20 protein-coding genes are annotated in these 18,674 nt (G+C 66.3%); 2 read left to right on the top strand and 18 right to left on the bottom strand.

Translation table 11 applies throughout. The features are described from left to right. Positions 1 to 77: 77 nt before the first annotated feature. A complete protein-coding gene (gene rpmE / locus HNP52_RS09250; RefSeq protein WP_184165862.1) occupies positions 78 to 308 on the bottom strand; it encodes a 50S ribosomal protein L31 in 231 nt (76 codons plus the stop codon). Between the two features lie 129 nt (positions 309 to 437). Between rpmE and HNP52_RS09245 the strand changes: the two genes are divergently transcribed. Continuing rightward, positions 438 to 884 (top strand): hypothetical protein, encoded by a 447-nt coding sequence (locus HNP52_RS09245; protein ID WP_184165859.1) that lies wholly within the window; start codon positions 438 to 440, stop codon positions 882 to 884. A 141-nt stretch (positions 885 to 1,025) separates the two neighbouring features. Here HNP52_RS09245 and fabZ read toward each other — a convergent pair whose 3' ends face one another. The 14 genes from fabZ to HNP52_RS09175 form a co-directional block, all read right to left on the bottom strand. Continuing rightward, entirely contained in the window at positions 1,026 to 1,505 is a 480-nt protein-coding gene (gene fabZ, locus HNP52_RS09240) for a 3-hydroxyacyl-ACP dehydratase FabZ (protein WP_311768434.1), read from the bottom strand. Further along, the gene (locus HNP52_RS09235) at positions 1,502 to 2,266 is read right to left on the bottom strand and encodes an OmpH family outer membrane protein (protein ID WP_221416232.1); all 765 of its coding nucleotides are present in this window, start codon (positions 2,264 to 2,266) and stop codon (positions 1,502 to 1,504) included. Before HNP52_RS09235 ends, fabZ begins: the two co-directional genes overlap by 4 nt. Then, entirely contained in the window at positions 2,266 to 5,034 is a 2,769-nt protein-coding gene (bamA, locus tag HNP52_RS09230; protein ID WP_184165856.1) for an outer membrane protein assembly factor BamA, read from the bottom strand. Before bamA ends, HNP52_RS09235 begins: the two co-directional genes overlap by 1 nt. Positions 5,035 to 5,103: 69 nt before the next feature. After that, positions 5,104 to 6,237, bottom strand: a complete 1,134-nt coding sequence (gene rseP, locus HNP52_RS09225; protein ID WP_184165853.1) for an RIP metalloprotease RseP — start codon at positions 6,235 to 6,237, stop codon at positions 5,104 to 5,106. Further along, on the bottom strand, positions 6,234 to 7,394 hold the full coding sequence (gene dxr, locus HNP52_RS09220; protein WP_184165851.1) for a 1-deoxy-D-xylulose-5-phosphate reductoisomerase: 1,161 nt from the start codon (positions 7,392 to 7,394) through the stop codon (positions 6,234 to 6,236). The genes rseP and dxr overlap by 4 nt, the downstream gene beginning before the upstream one ends. Further along, positions 7,391 to 8,170 (bottom strand): phosphatidate cytidylyltransferase, encoded by a 780-nt coding sequence (locus HNP52_RS09215; protein ID WP_184165849.1) that lies wholly within the window; start codon positions 8,168 to 8,170, stop codon positions 7,391 to 7,393. Before HNP52_RS09215 ends, dxr begins: the two co-directional genes overlap by 4 nt. After that, positions 8,167 to 8,919, bottom strand: coding sequence for an isoprenyl transferase (locus HNP52_RS09210; protein ID WP_184165847.1), 753 nt, complete (start codon positions 8,917 to 8,919; stop codon positions 8,167 to 8,169). Before HNP52_RS09210 ends, HNP52_RS09215 begins: the two co-directional genes overlap by 4 nt. A 33-nt stretch (positions 8,920 to 8,952) precedes the next feature. Beyond that, positions 8,953 to 9,510, bottom strand: coding sequence for a ribosome recycling factor (gene frr, locus HNP52_RS09205; RefSeq protein ID WP_184165845.1), 558 nt, complete (start codon positions 9,508 to 9,510; stop codon positions 8,953 to 8,955). Between the two features lie 13 nt (positions 9,511 to 9,523). Further along, a complete protein-coding gene (gene pyrH / locus HNP52_RS09200) occupies positions 9,524 to 10,255 on the bottom strand; it encodes a UMP kinase (RefSeq protein WP_184165843.1) in 732 nt (243 codons plus the stop codon). 146 nt (positions 10,256 to 10,401) lie between these two features. Then, positions 10,402 to 12,291: a beta-N-acetylglucosaminidase domain-containing protein gene (locus HNP52_RS09195; protein ID WP_260396037.1), complete on the bottom strand. Its 1,890-nt coding sequence runs from the start codon at positions 12,289 to 12,291 to the stop codon at positions 10,402 to 10,404. A gap of 193 nt (positions 12,292 to 12,484) precedes the next feature. Beyond that, positions 12,485 to 13,246: a hypothetical protein gene (locus tag HNP52_RS09190; RefSeq protein WP_184165839.1), complete on the bottom strand. Its 762-nt coding sequence runs from the start codon at positions 13,244 to 13,246 to the stop codon at positions 12,485 to 12,487. Positions 13,247 to 13,632: 386 nt separating this feature from the next. Further along, entirely contained in the window at positions 13,633 to 14,565 is a 933-nt protein-coding gene (gene tsf, locus HNP52_RS09185) for a translation elongation factor Ts (protein ID WP_184165837.1), read from the bottom strand. 217 nt (positions 14,566 to 14,782) lie between these two features. Further along, complete coding sequence (gene rpsB / locus HNP52_RS09180) at positions 14,783 to 15,580, bottom strand: 30S ribosomal protein S2 (protein ID WP_184165834.1); 798 nt, start codon at positions 15,578 to 15,580, stop codon at positions 14,783 to 14,785. 154 nt (positions 15,581 to 15,734) lie between these two features. Then, positions 15,735 to 16,202: a hypothetical protein gene (locus tag HNP52_RS09175; RefSeq protein ID WP_184165831.1), complete on the bottom strand. Its 468-nt coding sequence runs from the start codon at positions 16,200 to 16,202 to the stop codon at positions 15,735 to 15,737. A 218-nt stretch (positions 16,203 to 16,420) separates the two neighbouring features. On the opposite strand from HNP52_RS09175, the gene HNP52_RS09170 reads away from it, so the two are divergent. Continuing rightward, entirely contained in the window at positions 16,421 to 16,639 is a 219-nt protein-coding gene (locus tag HNP52_RS09170) for a hypothetical protein (RefSeq protein ID WP_184165828.1), read from the top strand. On the opposite strand, the gene HNP52_RS09165 is transcribed toward HNP52_RS09170, so the two are convergent. From HNP52_RS09165 to HNP52_RS09155, 3 genes are all read right to left on the bottom strand, one after another. Then, entirely contained in the window at positions 16,590 to 17,366 is a 777-nt protein-coding gene (locus HNP52_RS09165; protein ID WP_184165825.1) for a phosphatidylcholine/phosphatidylserine synthase, read from the bottom strand. The genes HNP52_RS09170 and HNP52_RS09165 overlap by 50 nt on opposite strands. A 50-nt stretch (positions 17,367 to 17,416) precedes the next feature. Continuing rightward, positions 17,417 to 18,145, bottom strand: coding sequence for a phosphatidylserine decarboxylase (locus tag HNP52_RS09160; RefSeq protein ID WP_184165822.1), 729 nt, complete (start codon positions 18,143 to 18,145; stop codon positions 17,417 to 17,419). A 108-nt stretch (positions 18,146 to 18,253) separates the two neighbouring features. Beyond that, on the bottom strand, positions 18,254 to 18,634 hold the full coding sequence (locus HNP52_RS09155; RefSeq protein ID WP_184165819.1) for a hypothetical protein: 381 nt from the start codon (positions 18,632 to 18,634) through the stop codon (positions 18,254 to 18,256). Between the last annotated feature and the right edge of the window lie 40 nt (positions 18,635 to 18,674).

Here is an 18,674-nt window from a genome sequence, read left to right as displayed (position 1 = left end):
CGCTTGCCATGCCGGGCAAGCTAGACCTTGGTGGCTAACGGCGCGTTAACAACGTAACGCGCCGAAAGCCCACAAGATTACTTCTTGCCGAGGTTGAGGCCGCCGAAGCGCTTGTTGAAGCGCGCGACCTGGCCACCCTGGTCAAGCAGACGGCCCTGCCCGCCGGTCCAGGCCGGGTGCGCCAGCGGATCGATGTCGAGCGTCATCAGATCGCCTTCCTTGCCCCAGGTGGAGCGAGTCTCGAAGACGGTGCCGTCGGTCATCTGGACCTTGATCATGTGGTAATCGGGATGCGTATTGGTCTTCACATCGAATTCCTTGGAAAGCCGCCGGTTTCCGACCGGCAGCGGAAGGCGCGCGCCTAGCAGAGACGTGGCCGCTAGGCAACGGCCAGCTCACATTATAGGCTGCGGGCGCAAACAAGGGAGAGAAGCCCCGTGGATGGTTTTCCCAGGATCAGTCGCCCCTGCCCCGTTGCCGATCGCCTGGACGAAGTGATGGACGGCGATTTCTGCCGGCAATGCAGCAAGCGCGTGCTCGATCTGGACCGGCTCGGCGCGCCGCAACGGCTGCGCATGCTTGCCGGCGCGCGGGAAGAGCTTTGCGTCAGCTACCGCCGTCCGGTGGCGAAGGCGGCGATCGTGGCGGCAGCCCTGGCAGCCGGTGTCGCCGCGCTCCCCGCCGCAGCCCAGGAGGCACCGGCAACCCAGGCCGCACCAGCGGATGCTTCGATGGACGAGATCGTTGTCGGCGGCATTCCGATCCTCACCCCCGCACAACGGGCGCGCGCGGAACGCGAGGCGCGCAGGATCGAGCGGCAGGAAAAGGCCGCCGCGCGGCGCGCGGAGCGGGAGAAGAAGCAGGCGGAGGGCCCGGCGGGCTAAGACATCTCCAGTTCCCCGGCAAAGGCCGGGGAACCAAAGGGGCTGAAACACCCCGAAGCCCATCGATCCAGCCAGACAGCGAAACGCCGGCCAGACAGGTTGCCCTGCCCGCCGGCGCTCCAAAATCCATGGCCGTGAAGCTCAATCCGAAGGCGGATCCGCGATCATCGCGGTGAATTCGCATTCGGTGGCGACTTCGCCGTTCAGCAGTGCCTTGCCCGCGAACTTGCAGACGCGGCTACGCTTCTGGATGAACTCGACCTCGAGGCGGAGCAGCACGCCGGGTTCGACCGGCTTGCGGAACTTCACCCCGTCGATCGACATGAAATAGACGAGCTTGCCCGAACCGGCGAGGCCGAGGCTCTCGACCGCGAGCACGCCCGCCGCCTGCGCCAGTGCCTCCACCTGGAGGACGCCGGGCATGATCGGCCTTCCGGGGAAATGCCCCTGGAAGAATTCCTCGTTCATCGAGACCGCCTTGATCGCGGCGATGCGCTGGTCCGGGACCAGCTCCTCGACGCGATCGACAAGCAGCATCGGGTAGCGATGCGGCAGCGCCGCCATCACCCGCTTGATATCAAGCGGGCCGATGTCGGCGCGTGCCGTTACTTCCTCGCTCACCGCGGCTCAGCAGGCTTCTTGCCGCCAGCCGGAGCGGCGGGCGCCGGAGCTGCCGGAGCCGGAGCGGCACCCTGGGCAGCGCGCTGCTGCTGGGCAGCGGCCTGATAGGCGCGGATCTGCTCGAGCTGGGCCAGCTGCTGCTGCATCGCCAGCGTCTCGCGGGCGGGCTGCCACTCAGCCGGCGGCTGGATGCTGACGGTCGGGGTGGTCTTGTCGAGCTCGGCGGTGATCGCGTCGCTGATGTCGGCCGAATCCGGCGCGTACATGAACACTTCCGGCGACAGGATCACGCCGATCTTGCGGGCGGTGACGACGCGCAGCTGGGCGGCGTCATACTGGCGCAGGATCGATTCGATCGCGAACAGCTCGGCGCGGGCGGCCGGGTTGCTCAGCTTCTGGACGTCCGCATTGGCGGTGTTCTGCAGCGCGGCGATCTTGTCGAGGACCGGGTTCTTGGCAGCCTGGGCAGCCTTGAGCTCGGCGTCGTCGACCTTCTTGTCCTTGTTGGTGTCGAGCTGGGCGAGAAGCGGCTCGGCTTCCTTCTGCGCGGCCTGGCGGCGTGCGTTGATCTGCTCGAAGGCCGACTTGTAGGTCGTCTGGATCTGCTGCTGGGCAGCGGTGAACGCCTTGGACGAATCGACGACGCGAACCGGGCTCGCGGTAGCAATGCTGCCGCTCACCTGCGCTTGTGCCGGAGCAGCAACTGCGAGCGCGGCAGGCGCCGCGAGCAGCGCGGCGAGAATGCGCTTCTTGGTAATCATCAGAATTGAGTCCCTACGTTGAAGGTTACAAGCTTGGTGTCGTCGCCCTTGGCGTGGAGCAACGTCTTGGCCACGTCGATACGCAGCGGGCCGAAGGGCGAATTCCAGTTCACACCGAAGCCGACCGACAGGCGCGGCGACGGGCTGTCGCCCACATAGCGCTCGTAGAAGGGCGTGATCGGCGAATTGGCGATGGCGTTGATCGAGGTACCCGAGCAGGCCGTGGTCGCGCTCGCCGAGTAACCGACCTTACAGGTGGTGTAATAACCCGAATAGGTCGGATCGGACGCGCTCACGATGTAGAGCTGGTTGCCCGACGAATCCTTGAGGAAATTGTCCTTCGGGAGCAGCGACGGCGAACCGTCGGCGTTGAACAGCAGCTTGCCGCCGCTGTCGCGCGCCTGCTCGAACTCGATCGTCTTGCCCGGGCGGGTGATGTTGAACAGGCTGCCCGCCATCACGAAGATCGACGGACGCAGGCCCATTTCGGCAGCGCCGGCACCCAGCGGGATCTCGAGCTCGGCCTTGGTCAGGTAATAGGCCTTGCCGCCGATCGCGTCGTCGACGATCTGGTCGCGATCGGTGACCAGCAGCTGGTCGCCGGTCGCCACCGAGCCGGTATAGCTGATGCGCTGCACGCGCGGACCGACGCCGCGGATGTCGAAGCCGCGGAACTGCGGCTCACCCAGATAGAAGCGATCGGTGATGCGCACCGGATCGATGCCCGAACCGCGGCTCTTCTCGAGGCTGTGGATATAGCCGCCCTCGACCGAGACCGAGGCGATGAAGCCGCTGCCGACGTTCCAGTATTTGTCGCCATCGAAGCGCGCGCGCAGATAGCGCACGTCGCCGCCGACACCGGCGAAGTCGCCGCTCAGCGACAGGCGCTGGCCACGCGACGGACGCAGGCGGCTGTTCAGGCTGTCATAGGTCAGCGTCACGCCGACCAGCGAGGTGATGCGGTTGCCCACGGCCTCGCAATAATAGCGACCGGCCTTGAGCGGATCGCAGACGCCGTCGGTGTAGAAGCTCGACTTGTCGAGCGTCACGTCGTCCTGCGCGAGATAGTAGCGGCCCGACAGCGTCCAGTACTCGGTCAGCGGCACGCCGGCGACGACCTGGAAGCCGGTCGAGACCTGGCTGTAGGTGGTCGAGCGATCCGAGCCGATATAGTTGAACGCGTTATAGTCGCGGCGGAAGATCGTGCCGCCCAGCGCGATGTTCTTGTCGAACAGATAAGGCTCGGTGAAGCCCAGCTCGACCGACTTCGAGTAGCTCGAATAGTCGACCGAGGCCGACACGGTCTGGCCCATGCCGCGGAAGTTGCGCTGGCGGATCGAGGCCTGGAGGATGAACTGCTCGAGGCTCGAGAAGCCCGCCGACAGGGTCAGTTCGCCGTTGGCGCGCTCTTCGACGTTCGCCTTGAGGACGATGCGGTCCGGCGCCGAACCCTCGACACGCTCGATCTCGAACTTGTCCTGGAAATAGCCCAGCGAGTTGATGCGGTCCTGCGAGCGCTTGACCAGGAAGGTGTTGAAGGCGTCGCCCTCGGCCACGCGGAACTCGCGGCGGATCACCTTGTCCTGGGTCTGGCGGTTGCCGGTGATGTCGATGCGCTCGATATAGGTGCGGTTCGCTTCGGCGATGTGGAAATTCATCCCCATCGTCAGCGCTTCCTTGTCGCGCTGGAAGTCCGGGCGGACATCGGCAAAGGCGTAGCCGGCGATGCCGGCGGTCTCGCTCAGCTGCTCGACCGTGTCTTCCACGGCCTTCGCATTGTACCAGTCGCCTTCCTTGATGCTCAGCGCGCTGGCGAGCTTCTTGTCGTCGAAATCGCGGATCGCGCTGTCGACGGTGACCGGACCGAACTTATAGCGGGGGCCTTCCTCCACCACATAGGTGATGATGAAGTCCTTCTTGTCCGGCGTCAGCTCGGCCACGGCCGAGATCACGCGGAAATCGGCATAGCCATTGGTCAGGTAGAACTGGCGCAGCTTCTGCTGGTCATAGGCCAGGCGGTCCTGATCGTACGACGTGTTCGAGCTCATCAGGTGGGCGAGGCTCGCCACCTTGGTCGCCATCTCGCCGCGCAGCTTGCCGTCGGAGAACACCTCGTTGCCGATGATGTTGATCTGGCGGACCTTCGACTTCGGGCCCTCATGGACCTCGAAGATCACGTCGACGCGGTTCTGGTCGAGGCTGACCATCTTCGGCTCGACCACGGCGGCGAAGCGGCCCTGGCGGCGATAGAGCTCGATGATGCGCGCGACGTCGGCGCGCACCGCGGTACGGGTGAAGATCTGGCGCGGGGCCAGCTTCACTTCCTTCTTGATCTTGTCTTCCTTGAGCCGCTTGTTGCCCTCGTAGATCACGCGGTTGATCACGGGGTTCTCGCGGATGCGGATCACCAGCTCGCCGGTCTCGGCGCCTTCGATCGACACATCGGCGAGCAGCTCGGACGCGAGCAGGTCCTTGATCGCCTGGTCGAGCGTCTCGTTGGTATAGGCGTCACCCACGCGCAGGCGGGTGTAGCTCATCACCGTTTCCGGCTCGATGCGCTGCGAACCCTGGACGCGGATCGACTTGATCGTGCGCGTCACCGGGGCCGGCAGGCCGGGAACAGGCGTGGCCTGGGCCGCCGCGGGAGCGGGCGCAGGGGTCGCCTGGGGCGCGGTCTGCGCGAACGCAGCTCCCGAGAGCACCGTGCCCGCGAGGAGGGTCGCCGTGGCGCGCGCGCCGATTTTCGTTGCCTTGATCGCAGTCACCATCCCACCCCAGTCGGAATCAAAATACCCGGCCGTCAGCCACGCGGCTTGCACCGCCCTGCACGAACCACATCAGCCGATCAACCCGGCCAGATTTCTCCACACGCCGAACGTGCCGAGGTCGTTGAACGTAACGAACAGCATGAGCGCGAGAATTGCGACCAAACCGCCACGATAAGCCCATTCCATAACCTGCGGCTCCACCGGGCGGCGACGAACGGCTTCCACTGCGTAGAACAGGAGATGGCCGCCATCCAGCACGGGGACTGGCAACAGGTTGATGAATCCCAGATTAATGGAGATCAGCGCGATCAGATAGACCAATTGGACCGGCCCCATGGCGAGAAATTCGCCGGAGACCTTGGCGATCTTGAGCGGACCGCCCAGCTCGCTCACCGGGATACGTCCCAGAATGATCCGCTGGAGCCCCTCGATCGTGGTCTTCACGATCCCGACCGTCTGCCTGATCCCCTCGCCCGGCGCTTCCCAGAGCGCGACGGGGCGGATCTCCGACGCGACCCGGCCGATGCCGAGCACGCCGCGATGCGTGATGTTGCCGAACCGGTCCTTCTCGGTCAGCGAGCCGATCGTCGCGCTGGCCTGCGCGGTCTGGCCGCCACGCTGATATTCGATGTTCACCGCCTCGCCCGAGCGGATCATCGCGAAGACGCCGATATCGACGAAATCCTCGACCTGGCGTCCGTTGAGCGACAGGATCCGGTCGCCCGGCTTGAGCCCGGCGCTCTCGGCCGCGCTCTTGGGGGCGATGCTGCCGATCACCGGCGGGGTCACGACCTTGCCATAGGCGACCGCGAAGGCGCCGAGGATCGCGATCGCGACCAGGAAATTCATGATGGGGCCCGCGGCGACGATGATCGCGCGCTGCCACAGCGGCTTGGCCTGGAAGGTCTGCGCCCGCTCCCTGGGCGGCAGCGAGAGCCATTCCGGCGAGGGCTGGCTGGCGGGGTTCATGTCACCGGCGAAGCGGACATAGCCGCCGAGCGGCAGCCAGCCGAACTTCCAGCGGGTGCCGCGCTTGTCGGTGAAGCCGGCGATCTCGCGGCCGAAGCCGATCGAGAACTCGTCGGCCTTCACGCCGAACCAGCGCCCGGCGAGGTAATGACCCAGCTCGTGCAGGAACACGAGCGGCCCGAGCACCAGCGCGAACGCCAGGATGGTGACCAGGATGCCGGGAGATTGAATCAAGCGACGCCGTCCTTCACACGCTCGCCCGCGATCCGCCTAGCCTCGGCGTCGATTGCCCAAACGGCTTCGAGGCTTTCCGGAGCGACCGGGTCATAGCGGTCAAGCGTATCGGCAGAGATTGCGGCAATTTCAAGAAAGTTGAGACGGCCCGCAAGGAAGGCCGCGACAGCCACTTCATTGGCCGCGTTGAGGATCGCCGGACGAGCGCCCCCGGCCTCCAGCGCCTCGCGGGCCAGCCGCAAGGCGGGGAACCGCACCGCGTCGGGCGCCTCGAAGTCCAGCCTTGCCATTGCCACAAAGTCGAGCGGTGGCATCGGCGTCGCCATCCGGTCGGGCCAGGCGAGCGTGTGCGCGATCGGCACCCGCATGTCCGAAGGGCCCATCTGGGCCAGCACCGATCCATCGACATATTCCACCATCGAGTGGATAACTGATTGGCGATGCACCAATATTTCAAGTGCGTCATTTGCGACCGGGAACAGCCGCGCCGCCTCGATCAGCTCGAGGCCCTTGTTCATCATCGTCGCCGAATCGACCGAGATCTTGGCGCCCATCGACCAGTTGGGATGCGCGCAGGCCTGGGACGGCGTGACGCCGCGCATCGCTTCGAGGTCCCAATCGCGGAACGGACCGCCACTCGCGGTCAGGATGATCCGCCGCACGCGTTCCGGGCGCTCGAAATCGAAGCACTGGAAAATCGCATTATGCTCCGAATCGGCGGGAAGGAGCGTGGCGCCGTGACGTCGTGCCGCCGCGGTGACCAGGTCGCCGGCCGATACCAGCGGCTCCTTGTTGGCGAGCACCACCGTGCCGCCCCGCTCGATCGCTGCCATTGCCGAGCCCAGCCCGGCCAGGCCGACAATCGCCGCCATCGTCCAGTCCGCGCCCATCCGCGCCGCGTCGCAAACGGCTTCCGCGCCGCCGGCGCAGGGGATGCCCGTGCCGGCAAGCCTGTCACGCAGCGCCGGGAGGCAGCTCTCGTCCGCAACCACCGCATGGCGCGCACCGGTGCGGATCGCAGCCGCGGCAAGCTTCTCGACATCGCTGTTGGCAGTCAGCGCGATCACTTCGAAGCGATCGGGTTCGCGCTCGATCAGGTCGAGCGTCGAGCCGCCTACCGATCCGGTGGCGCCCAGGATCGTGACACTGCGTTTCATCGGGCCAGCCAGAGCACCAGCAGCGCCGCCACCGGCGCGACCGTGACCAGCCCGTCGAGCCGATCGAGCACGCCGCCATGGCCGGGAAGCAGGTTCCCCGAATCCTTCACGCCGGCGCAGCGCTTGAGATGGCTCTCGAACAAATCACCGAGCTGGGACAGCACACCGAGCACCGGCGTCGCCCAGGCCAGCGCGACCGGCAGGTGGAACAGCCAGACCAGCACAAAGGCGAACAGCGTCGCCCCCGCAACGCCGCCGAGGAACCCCGCCCAGGTCTTGTTCGGGCTGATCGCCGGGGCAAGCTTGGGTCCGCCGATCGCCCGGCCGGCGAAATAGGCGGCACTGTCGCACGCCCAGACCAGCGCCATCGCCCAGAAGGTAAGCAGCAGGCCCTGTTGCGGCTGCTCGCGGAGCAGCACCAGCGCCAGGATCGGCAGACCGACATAGAAGGCGCCGAGCGCCAGCTGCAGCCCGCGGGTGATGATCATCAGGAAGAAGAAGGCGCCCAGGATCAGGCCCAGCGCCAGGAAGCCCGGCCCGGCCGCGAGACCCGGAGCCATCGCCGCCAGCGGCACCGAGATCGCATATTGCGCGAGCCGCTTGCCCTTGTCGCTGGCACCGGCGAGCAACGCCCATTCGCCCATCATCAGCACGCCGGCGACGCTGACCACCACCCAGAAGCCCAGGCCGCCGGAATAGAGCGCGGCAAAGGCCAGGCCGATCAGGATGAAGGCGACACCCAGCCGGGTGGCGAGTTCGGAACCGTTCTTGCTCACAGGCCCCCGAAACGGCGCTGACGGCGGCCATATTGGTCGAGCGCGGCGGCCAGCGCCTTCTCGTCGAAGTCCGGCCACAGCGTGTCGACGAACAGGAATTCGGCATAGGCCGCCTGCCAGAGCAGGAAGTTCGACAGGCGCTGCTCACCCGAGGTACGGATCAGCAGGTCGAGCGGCGGCAGGTCGCCCGTGTCGAGCGCGGCCTCGAACGCCGCCTCGTCGATCGAGGCGGGATCGATCTCCCCTGCCCGCGCCTTCTCGGCCAGCGCGCGCGCGGCGTCGGCCAGCTCGGCCTGGGCGCCGTAGTTGAGCGCGATCACCAGGGTCGGACCGGGATTGTTCGCGGTGCGTGCCATCGCGCCTTCGATCATCGCGACCAGATCGGGCGAGAGCTTGCGCCACGCACCGATCACCCGAAGCTTGACGCCTTCGGAAACCAGCTCGTCGAGCTCGCTCGCTAGGAAGTGGCGGAGCAGGCCCATCAGGTCCCGCACTTCCTCTTCCGGACGCCGCCAGTTCTCCGAAGAGAAGGCGTAGAGCGTCAGCACCTCGATGCCGAGCGTACGTGCCGCGCGGCTGATCCGCCGCACGGCCTCCACGCCCTGCTTGTGCCCGGCGATGCGCGGCAGGAACCGCTTCTTCGCCCAGCGGCCATTGCCGTCCATGATGATGGCGACATGGCGCGGGGGCGTGGCGCCCTCCGCCTCGGGAACGGGCTTAGCAGCCATCGAACGCACCGCTGACGTCATTCCGGCAAGAAACAGGCAGGGCGCGCGACGACGTCACTTGCCCAGGATTTCCTTTTCCTTGGCAGCGGCCGCCGCGTCGATATCGGCGATCGTGGCATCGGTGAGCTTCTGCACCTCGGTCTCGTGGCGCTTGCGCTCGTCTTCCGAGAAAACGCCCTTCTTCTCGTCGGCCTTCAGGCTGTCATTGCCGTCACGGCGCACGTTGCGCACGGCGATGCGGGCTGCTTCGGCATATTTGCTGGCGAGCTTGGCGAGCTCCTTGCGGCGCTCCTCGGTCAGGTCCGGGATCGGCAGGCGCAGCGTCTGGCCGTCGGTGATCGGGTTGAGGCCGAGGCCGGCCGAGCGGATCGCCTTCTCGACGGGCCCGACGTTCGACTTGTCCCACACGGTGACCGAGAGCAGGCGCGGCTCGGGCGCCGCAACCGTCGCCACCTGGGCGAGCGGCATATGTGCGCCGTAGACCTCGACGGTCACCGGCTCGAGCAGCGTGGTGCTCGCGCGGCCCGTGCGCAGGCCCTGCAGGTCATGCTTCAGCGACTCCACCGCGCCGTTCATGCGGCGCTCGAGGTCGGCCTTGTCGTAAGCGGCCATTATCGGCTCCTTCTTATGCGGATTGGGTTTCGTTCTGGACGATGGTCGAGGTGCCCTCGCCCACCAGCACCTTGGTCAGGTTGCCGGCATCGCGGATGTTGAACACGACGATCGGGATATTGTTGTCGCGGCACAGGGCGACCGCGGAGGCGTCCATCACCTTCAGATTGTCTGCGAGGACGCGGTTGAAACTCAGCGTATCGTAACGCTTTGCCGTCGGCACCTTCTTCGGATCGGCATCATAGACGCCGTCGACGCTGGTGCCCTTGAACAGCGCGTCGCACTGCATCTCGGCCGCGCGCAGCGCCGCCGTGGTGTCGGTGGTGAAGAACGGCAGGCCGGTGCCGGCGGCGAACAGGACGACGCGGCCCTTCTCCATGTGGCGCTCGGCACGACGGCGGATATAGGGCTCGCAAACCGACGCCATCGGGATCGCCGACTGGACGCGGGTATCGACGCCCACCTTCTCCAGCGCGTTCTGCATCGCCAGCGCGTTCATCACGGTCGCCAGCATGCCCATGTAATCGGCCGAGGCGCGGTCGATGCCCTGCGCCGCGCCGGCCAGGCCGCGGAAGATGTTGCCGCCGCCGACGACCATGCAGATCTCGAGCCCGCTCTCCTTGGCAGCCTTCACTTCGAGCGCCACGCGCTCGCAGGTCTCCGGATCGATGCCGAACTGCCCCTGCCCCATCAGGACCTCGCCCGACAGTTTGAGGAGGATGCGCTTGAATCGAGGAGCGGTCATGAAAGCCTTTTGGTTACGCCGGATACGGGAAGCGGCGCGGACCCTAGAGGAGCGCGCCCAAAGGGACAAGCGGGCGCACGGCCTATTTGCCATGCGCCCGCTCGTGACAACGGTAACAGCTGTGGACGATGCCGGTTCCGGCGCGATCAGTCCTTCGGCGAAGGCGCCGGAGCGAGGTAGATCAGGCCCGGCGCATCGCTGATGAAGCTGTCGAGCACGCCGTCCGACACCTTCACCGGCCCTTCGAAGCGGGTGGCGCCGGGGATCGAGCGAATCGCCGAGGCCTTCTTGGTCAGCTCCGTCGCCTCGGCGAAATAGCGCGCGGCGCCCGACTGACCGGCGCGGGCGGCGACCAGACCATCCACGGTCAGGCGCAGCGCGCGGCCCCAGAGCTGCGCGGCATCGAGCCACGGCCCGGTCTCGCGCACGAAGCCGGGCACCACCACACCGGCACGGATCCGGTCCGGCGCCGCCGCCAGCGCGTCCGCCGCCTCGCCCAGGTCGGTGAGCGCCGTGGCGATCGCCTGCGGATCGTTATCGGCCAGCGCGTCGCGCGCGGTGTCGATCAGCGCCTTGAGCTTCGGTGCCTGGGGCTGCCAGGGCAGATGGCCAAAGGTCGGCGCGACGTGCTGGGTATCGAAGAAGGCGAGCAGCGCATCGGCGGTCCCGGCATCGCCGCCGGCAAGGTCGAGCGCCGCCGCGCGCCAGGTGCGCTGGACGTTGTAGTCGCGGTCGTTCCACGAGAAGGCCAGCAGCCCCGCCACCGCGGGGCGGCTCGCCACTTCCTGGTTCATCGGATTGGAGACGATGCCGCTCAGCTCGGCCGAAAGCCCCGCTTGGCGGCGGTCATAGGGTGCCATCAGCAGCCGCCCGGTGGTCTCGCCGAAATCGTTCACCGGGTAATTGTCCCAGAGCAGCGTCTTGCGGCCGAATGCCTTGGTGGCGTTCTTCGCATCGGACACCGAGATCGAGGCGGGCACGACATCGGTGCCGGTCCACTGCACCACCACGCGCGGATCGAGCGCCTTGCGCAGCTCCGCTTTGTAGGGCGATTCCGTGGTGTTGTAATATTCGGTGGGCACCATGGTCAGCGAGCCATGGCCTGCAGCCGCCAGGTCCGCCTGCACGGCGTTGAGCAGCTTTGCCTGCGCGGCCGCGGCAGCCTTCTGGCCGGGCGCGCCGAACGCCGCCTCGTCGGCCGGGCAGTTCCACTTGGTATATTCGATGTCGTCGAGCGCGACATAGAAGCTGCGCACGCCCAGCCCGCGCAGCGCGGCGAACTTGCGACGCACTGCCTCCAGGTCGGCAGCGTCGCTGTAGCAGATCGAGGGCCCCGGCGAGATCGCATAGACGAAGTTGACATGCTCGCGATTGGCGACGTCGACGACCTTGCCCAGCGCGCCCAGCGTGTCGGCCGGATAGGGATCGCGCCACTTGTCGCGGGCGAACACATCGTCCTTCGGGCTGTAGATATAGGTGTTAGCCTTGAACCGGGCGAGGAAGGCGATGTGGTCCTCGCGCTCGGCCATCGACCAGGGCTTGCCGTAGAAGCCTTCGATCGAGCCGCGCACCGGCATCGCCGGATAGTCGGAGACGACCACCGAGGATACGCGCCCGCGCGCCACGATCTGCCGCAGGCTCTGCGCGGCATGGTAGAGGCCGTCGCCATCCCTGCCCGCCAGCACGATCAGCGCGCCGTCGCCCTGCGCGGCACTGGCCAGCGCATAGCCCTCGGCCTTGGCCGGCACTTCGCCGCCGGTCCGCGCCAATGCGTCGCGCACCGCCGCGCCTCCGGCTCCGCCGATCACGACATGGGTGAGATAGAGCCGCTTCGGCAGCACCGTCTCGACCCGGATGTTCTTCACGCCGGCTTCGGTCAGGACCGCGCGCACCAGCTTCTCGGTCGCCGCATCCGCCCCCGCCTCGCGCACCAGCACCACCGCATCGCCCAGCGCGACGCTCGGGCCCGACAGGCGCAGCGACACCGGCGCGGGGAAGATCGCGGGCGCGGTGGAGACCTGGGCCAATGCCGGCATCGCGCTTCCCATCGCCAGGGCCAGAACAGCAGCACGAAGGGAACGGGATTCTCGCATTGAACAGGCTCCTGCCGGTGAAAGGTATTAGATTGGTAGGAAACCAAGCGCACAATGTCGAGAGATTGCGGCAGCACCCCGCTCCTACGCAACAATGTGAAACGCAAAGGGCCGCCACCGATCGGGAGCGGCCCGCTCAGGACGCGCGCTTGCCTACCACCGGAAAGAAATAGGATTGAACGGTCTTCGTGTTGGCAACCTGAATGAGGATGCCGGCTTCCGTCGCGGATGGACCAAACAGCCAGCCCGCAAAGGATCCCGTCGGCATCGACGCATCATTCGTCACGTCACCGGACAGGCTCAGATCCGCCGCATTGAGCGTTCCGGAGATGGTCAGGTGCACCGCCGGTCCGCCGCTCAGGGAAGGAACGGTTATCGTACCGCCGACGGCCCTGGTCGCCATGTTCACGATCAGGCTGCCCGAAGGATACAGGAGCGTCTCGACGCCCGAGCTGCCCAGCGTCTTGTAGCTGTCCGGAGCAATGGGATAGGTCAGTGTGGCGGCCGCGGGCGCGTCTCCCGGCAGGGTTCGGGCGCCCAGGAGCATTCTCTCGAAATATCCCCCCGCTCCGGCGACCGGCTTGTTCCCCTCGCCCGTCGCGGCGTACTGGATGCCGGCGACTGGAAAAATGACAACCGCACGGCGCGAATAGGGGCCGGTATTGGTATCCGCGCGCAGGATATCGGCTCGAGAATTATACAGAACGCCGTTGTACGGATTTGCCCGGTAGAAGAAGCGGAAATCTCCCAGGGACATTCCCACAGCGCCATATCCATATCCTATCTCGACCGTTCCGGCGGCAAGATCCTGGGTGAAATGGAAATCATCCACGATATAGGGCTGCGGCTTCTTGCCGACCTCATACTCGAAGCCCTGGGGATAATTGAAAAACAACATCGGAATGGTGCGATTCCGCGAGAAATCGAACGCGGTCTCATAGGCTACTGGCGTGGGAGTCGGCGTGGGACTGGGGGTAGGTGTTGGCGCCGGCGTCGTGGTGGGCGTCGGTGTCGGCGCGGGAAAAGATGCGCTCCCGCCACCGTCGCAGCCGGCAAGTACCGTGGCGACAAGAACCGCGCCCAACCCCACCCGCATTGCCGAACACTCCGCGTTACGCAACGGTAATTGAAGTGTTTTACTACCCGCAACCGATGACGCAACGTCGACAGATGCGTTGCAGTTCTGGTCACGCCCCCTGCCGCGGATGACCAATATTCGCCGAAACGCAAACGGGCGCCGTCACCCTGGGGTGACAGCGCCCGCGCATCAGGTCCGGGAAGACCTTAGTTGGTGAGACCGGCGGTCGCAGCCACTTCGGCAGCGAAGTCGCTCTCTTCCTTCTCGATGCCTTCGCCGAGCTGGAAGCGGACATAGTCCTTCAGCACGATCGAAGCGCCGGCGTCCTTGGCTGCCTTGGCGATCACGTCCTGAACCGGGGTCTTGCCGTCCATCACGAAAAGCTGGGTCAGGAGAGCGTTCTCCTTCTTGAACTTCTCGATCGGGCCGTTGAGGATCTTCTCAGCGACTTCGGCCGACTTGCCGACGATCTTCTCGGCGTTCTTCTCGCGCAGGATCGCGGCTTCGCGCTCGACGACTTCCGGATCGAGGTCGTCGACCGACAGCGCCAGCGGGAAGGCAGCCGCGACGTGCATCGCGATCTGCTTGCCGAGCGGCTCGAGCACATCGACGCCGGCATCGCTCTCGAGCGCGACGAGCACGCCGATCTTGCCCAGGCCCGGGGCCTGCGCGTTGTGGACGTACGGGATCACCGCGCCCTGCGAGACCTGCACCTGCTTGGCGCGGCGCAGAACCTGGTTCTCGCCGATGGTCGAGATGTTGTTGGTCAGCACTTCCTCGACAGTCCCGGCCGGCAGCGGCGCTGCCTTGATGGTGTCGATGTTGTCGCCCAGCTCGAGCGCAACCGCAGTCACGTCACGAACGAAGGTCTGGAAGATCTCGTTCTTGGCAACGAAGTCGGTCTGCGAGTTGACTTCGACGGCAACGCCCTTGGTGCCGGCAACGGCCAGGCCGACCAGGCCCTCGGCGGCGGTGCGGCTCGACTTCTTGGCGGCGGCGGCGAGGCCCTTGGTGCGCAGCCAGTCGACTGCGGCTTCCATGTCGCCATTGTTCTCGGACAGCGCCTTCTTGCAGTCCATCATGCCCGCGCCGCTCTTCTCGCGGAGTTCCTTCACGGCTGCTGCGGTGATCTCGGCCATGTTTCTTTCCTCTTGGTTAGGCCGCGCCGGGGCACGGCCGATAAATCAATCCCCGTTCGCCCTGTGCTTGTCGAAGGGCCGCCTTCTTTGGCCCGGCACGGGAGAAGAAGTACGGGGCTTCGACACGCGCAGCCCGAACGGGGATGGGATGACGCTCCGAACTGACCGGGCGCCTAATGCGCGCCTATGTCAGTTCGGAGACAATCAGTTGCAAGCTTTACGCGTCGATCTGACGCTCGCCCTCGACTGCCTGCTCGGCGGTCTCGGTCAGCGCCGGCTCGACCGGAGCGACTTCCTGGGCGCCCAGGTCGACGCCGAAGCTCGCCTGGCGGTCCTGGTTGCCGCGGGTCGCCGCGATGGCGATCGCTTCGCAGTACAGGCGGATGGCGCGCGAGGCGTCGTCGTTCGCCGGAACCGGGAAGGCGATGCCGTCCGGGCTCACGTTCGAGTCGAGGATCGCAACAACCGGGATACCCAGGGTGTTGGCTTCCTTGATCGCCAGCTCTTCCTTGTTCGCGTCGATCACGAACATCACGTCGGGCAGGCCGCCCATGTCGCGGATGCCGCCGAGCGAGAGCTCGAGCTTGTCGCGCTCACGGGTGAGCTGCAGCACTTCCTTCTTGGTCAGGCCGTGCGTGTCGCCCGAAAGCTGCTCTTCGAGCGTCTTGAGGCGCTTGATCGACTGCGAGATCGTCTTCCAGTTGGTGAGCATGCCGCCCAGCCAGCGGTGGTTGACGAAGTGCTGGCCGGCGCGGCGAGCTGCCTCGGCGATCGGCTCCTGGGCCTGGCGCTTGGTGCCGACGAACAGCACCTTGCCGCCGGCGGCGACGGTCGAGTTCACGAACTCAAGCGCGCGCGCGAAGAGCGGCACGGTCTGCGAGAGGTCAATGATGTGAACGCCGTTGCGCTCGCCGAAGATGTAAGGCTTCATCTTCGGGTTCCAGCGGTGGGTCTGGTGACCGAAGTGCGCGCCCGATTCGAGCAGCTGCTGCAGAGAGACGACAGGTGCCGCCATAGGGATAACTCCTTCCGGTTGTTCCTCTGGGAAGCGAGTGACCGAACGGCGTTCGGCACCGGGTTATGATGCTTCCCATGCGGGGTTGAGGCGGCGCCCCTACGCGAAAGCGCGCAGGAACGCAACCAGGCTGTTCATATAGGAAGGAATCAGATCAATAGAAGCAGATCAGATAGCGTCCGTCCGGCTCGCCTTCCTTCACGAACCGCCCCTCGAAAGTCGAGAAGTCGAGGCTGTAGAGTCCCCAGGCGCGCTTGTCGTTCATGCGGATATAGCAGCCCTTGTCGGGTTCGTCGCAATTGACGCGCGCCGCATCAGCCGCATGCGCTGCGCGCACCACCGCCGCATAGGCAGACGGTCCGCGCGGCAGGCGGATATGGAGCCAGCCCGTATCCCGGTTGGTGTACAGGCCCTGCACCGGATCGCCCTGGAAACGCAGGTTGCTGGTATCGAAGGAGATCGTGCCGCCCGGCGCCTCCCCATTCTGCTTGAGTTTCGAGATCAGCGCGCTCGCCTCGAGCTTGGTCGCCGGGCAGCTCTGCAGGTTGATCGCCTGCGCCGCGGCGGCATCGACATATAGCGCCGTCACGGCCGCCATCGCGGCCAGGATCTTCAGTCGCATGAAATGTCCCTCCCTATTGCCACGATGCTATCGGCAAGCCGGACATGCTGGCAAGCAGGAGGTTGCGCGACATCGGAACAAGCAAAGAACATGCGCTTGACAATGGAACGTTAACGGAACATAACAGGCTCACAACGCGGACAGGGAACGTCAGCGGGCGCCAATAGGTTGGAATCGCAGGGTTCTCGCCAGGTCAGGCGCGTTTTGGGAGCCAAGTGATGACTGCATTGCTTACCGTTCTGCTGTTCGCCGCCGCGTTCGCCGTTGCCGGCTGGACGATCGTCTCCTCGATCGTCGCCGCCCTTCCCCGCATGCGCGAGCTGATCGGCGGCAATCTCGTCCAGCCGCTGCCCGAGCTGGTGCCGAGCCGCGTCACTGTCCGCTATGCTACTCCGGTGCGCCGCTCCGCGGCATTCCCGCTGCGCGAAGCTGCCTGATCCGGCGATAGCTCCGGATGCTGAACGGGATCGAGAGCAGGTAGAGGACCGCGATCCCCGCCAGCGTCGGCCAGGGTGCGGCGACCAGCGCCGCAACCAGTACCACCAGCACGGCGATCGCCTCGAAGCGGATGCGCTGCTTGAGCCGGATATGCGGCGCGAAGGTCGCTACGCTCGAGATCATCAGCACCGCGATGAAAGCCGTCCACGGCGCCACCACCACCGGCATCCGCAGATGCGGCTCGTCGGTGAACAGCCAGAGATAGATCGGCAGCAGGGTCAGCACCGCCCCGGCCGGCGCCGGCACCCCGGTCAGGAATCCGGCGGACTTGTGCGGCTGTTCCTCGGCGTCGATCTGCGCGTTGAACCGGGCGAGGCGCAGCGCGCAGAACAGAGCGTGGATCAGCGCGATCATCCAGCCGAACCGGCCCAGCGTCTGCAGCGACCACAGATACAGGATCAGCGCCGGCGCGACGCCGAACGAGATCGCGTCGGACAGGCTGTCCAGCTCGGCACCGAACCGGCTCTCGCCGCGCACCATCCGGGCGATCTTGCCGTCGATCCCGTCCAGCAGGCCGGCGATGAGGACCATCAGCACCGCCAGCTCCCACTTGCCGTCGATGGCGAAGCGGATCGCGGTCAGGCCCGAGCAGAGCGCCAGCGCAGTGACGGTATTGGGCGCGATGGCGCGCAGCGGGATGCCGCGCACCGGCCGCATCCGCCGCATGCGACGGGGCCGGAGCGTACGCGGGAACCGTGTGTCGCCGCGCCGGTCGCTCACTGCGAGATGCCGGTGACGGCCGCGCCGCCCTTCTTCGCGATGATCGTCTCGCCGGCGATGGTGCGCTGGCCGAGCGTGACCTGCGCCACATAATCCTCGGGCAGGAACACGTCGACGCGGCTGCCGAAGCGGATCAGGCCGACACGCTGGCCGGCCACGACCATGTCGCCCGGCTTGGTGAAGCTGACGATGCGCCGCGCGACCAGGCCGGCGATCTGGGTGAAGCCGATGCGCAGCCCGTTCTTGTCCTCGACGATGAAGTGCTGGCGCTCATTCTCCTCGCTCGCCTTGTCGAGGTCGGCGTTGAGGAAACGGCCCGAGATATAGATGACGTGGCGGATCGTGCCGGTGATCGGCGTGCGGTTCACATGGACGTCGAACACGCTCATGAAGATCGACACGCGCACCATCGGCGCCTCGCCCAGCGCCTGCGCACCCTTGAGCTCGGGCGGCAGCTCCACCCGCTGGATCATCGTGATGAGGCCGTCCGCCGGCGCGACCAGCACGCCCTCGGCCTGCGGCGTCACCCGGATCGGATCGCGGAAGAATGCCGCGACCCCGAAGGTGAGGAACACCAGGGGCCAGGTGATGAAATCGAACACGAAGAGGCTGAGCAGCGCGATCGCCGCCGCGATCGCCACATATTTGCGGCCCTCGGGGTGGATGTCGGGAAAACGCCACTTGATCGTGGGAGTGCCGAGCGGGGGCTTGTCCATGGATGCCATCGGCAGGCTCTAGCTCCCTGTTGCAGCGAACACAACGCACCTGACAAAACGCGCATCCCGTCGCCTATTTCCCGGAAAATATGCCGCGTATCGATGCGGCAAGCCCGACTAGTCCTGGAGCGCCGCGATCACTGCCGGCAGGCAGTAGAGCCGCTGCCCCACGCCGATCCCCATTGGCACGGCAAGCGCCTTGGAGACGCCGCCCGCAGCCTCGCAGCCCGGCCCGGCGCGCAGGTTGTAGCGGATGATTCGCTTCGTATAGTCGGGGCAGACGTCCGAGCAGACATAGCTCGCCACCACCTGCACGCCCCGGTGCAGGCCCACGGCCAGCCCCCATTTGCGCCGATCGCTCTTCGGATCGAACGGTGTCTTCGCCAGCGCCACCAGCGCGGCATCGCCGATCGGCGCGAACCTGTCCGCGCTGCTGATCAGCTCGGGCGCGGCGACGCTCTGCCCGGCCAGCCACAACATCATCGCCGATCCGATCAAGCCACCCTCCCTCGTTACGCCTCCATCGTGCCGAACCGGG

Origin of the sequence: Sphingomonas kyeonggiensis (genome assembly GCF_014204495.1) — a bacterium.
In the GTDB taxonomy this organism is placed as follows: Bacteria; Pseudomonadota; Alphaproteobacteria; order Sphingomonadales; family Sphingomonadaceae; genus Sphingomonas; species Sphingomonas kyeonggiensis_A.
Note: the sequence above shows the minus strand (reverse complement) of the source record. Positions and strands in the feature narration are given on the sequence as shown.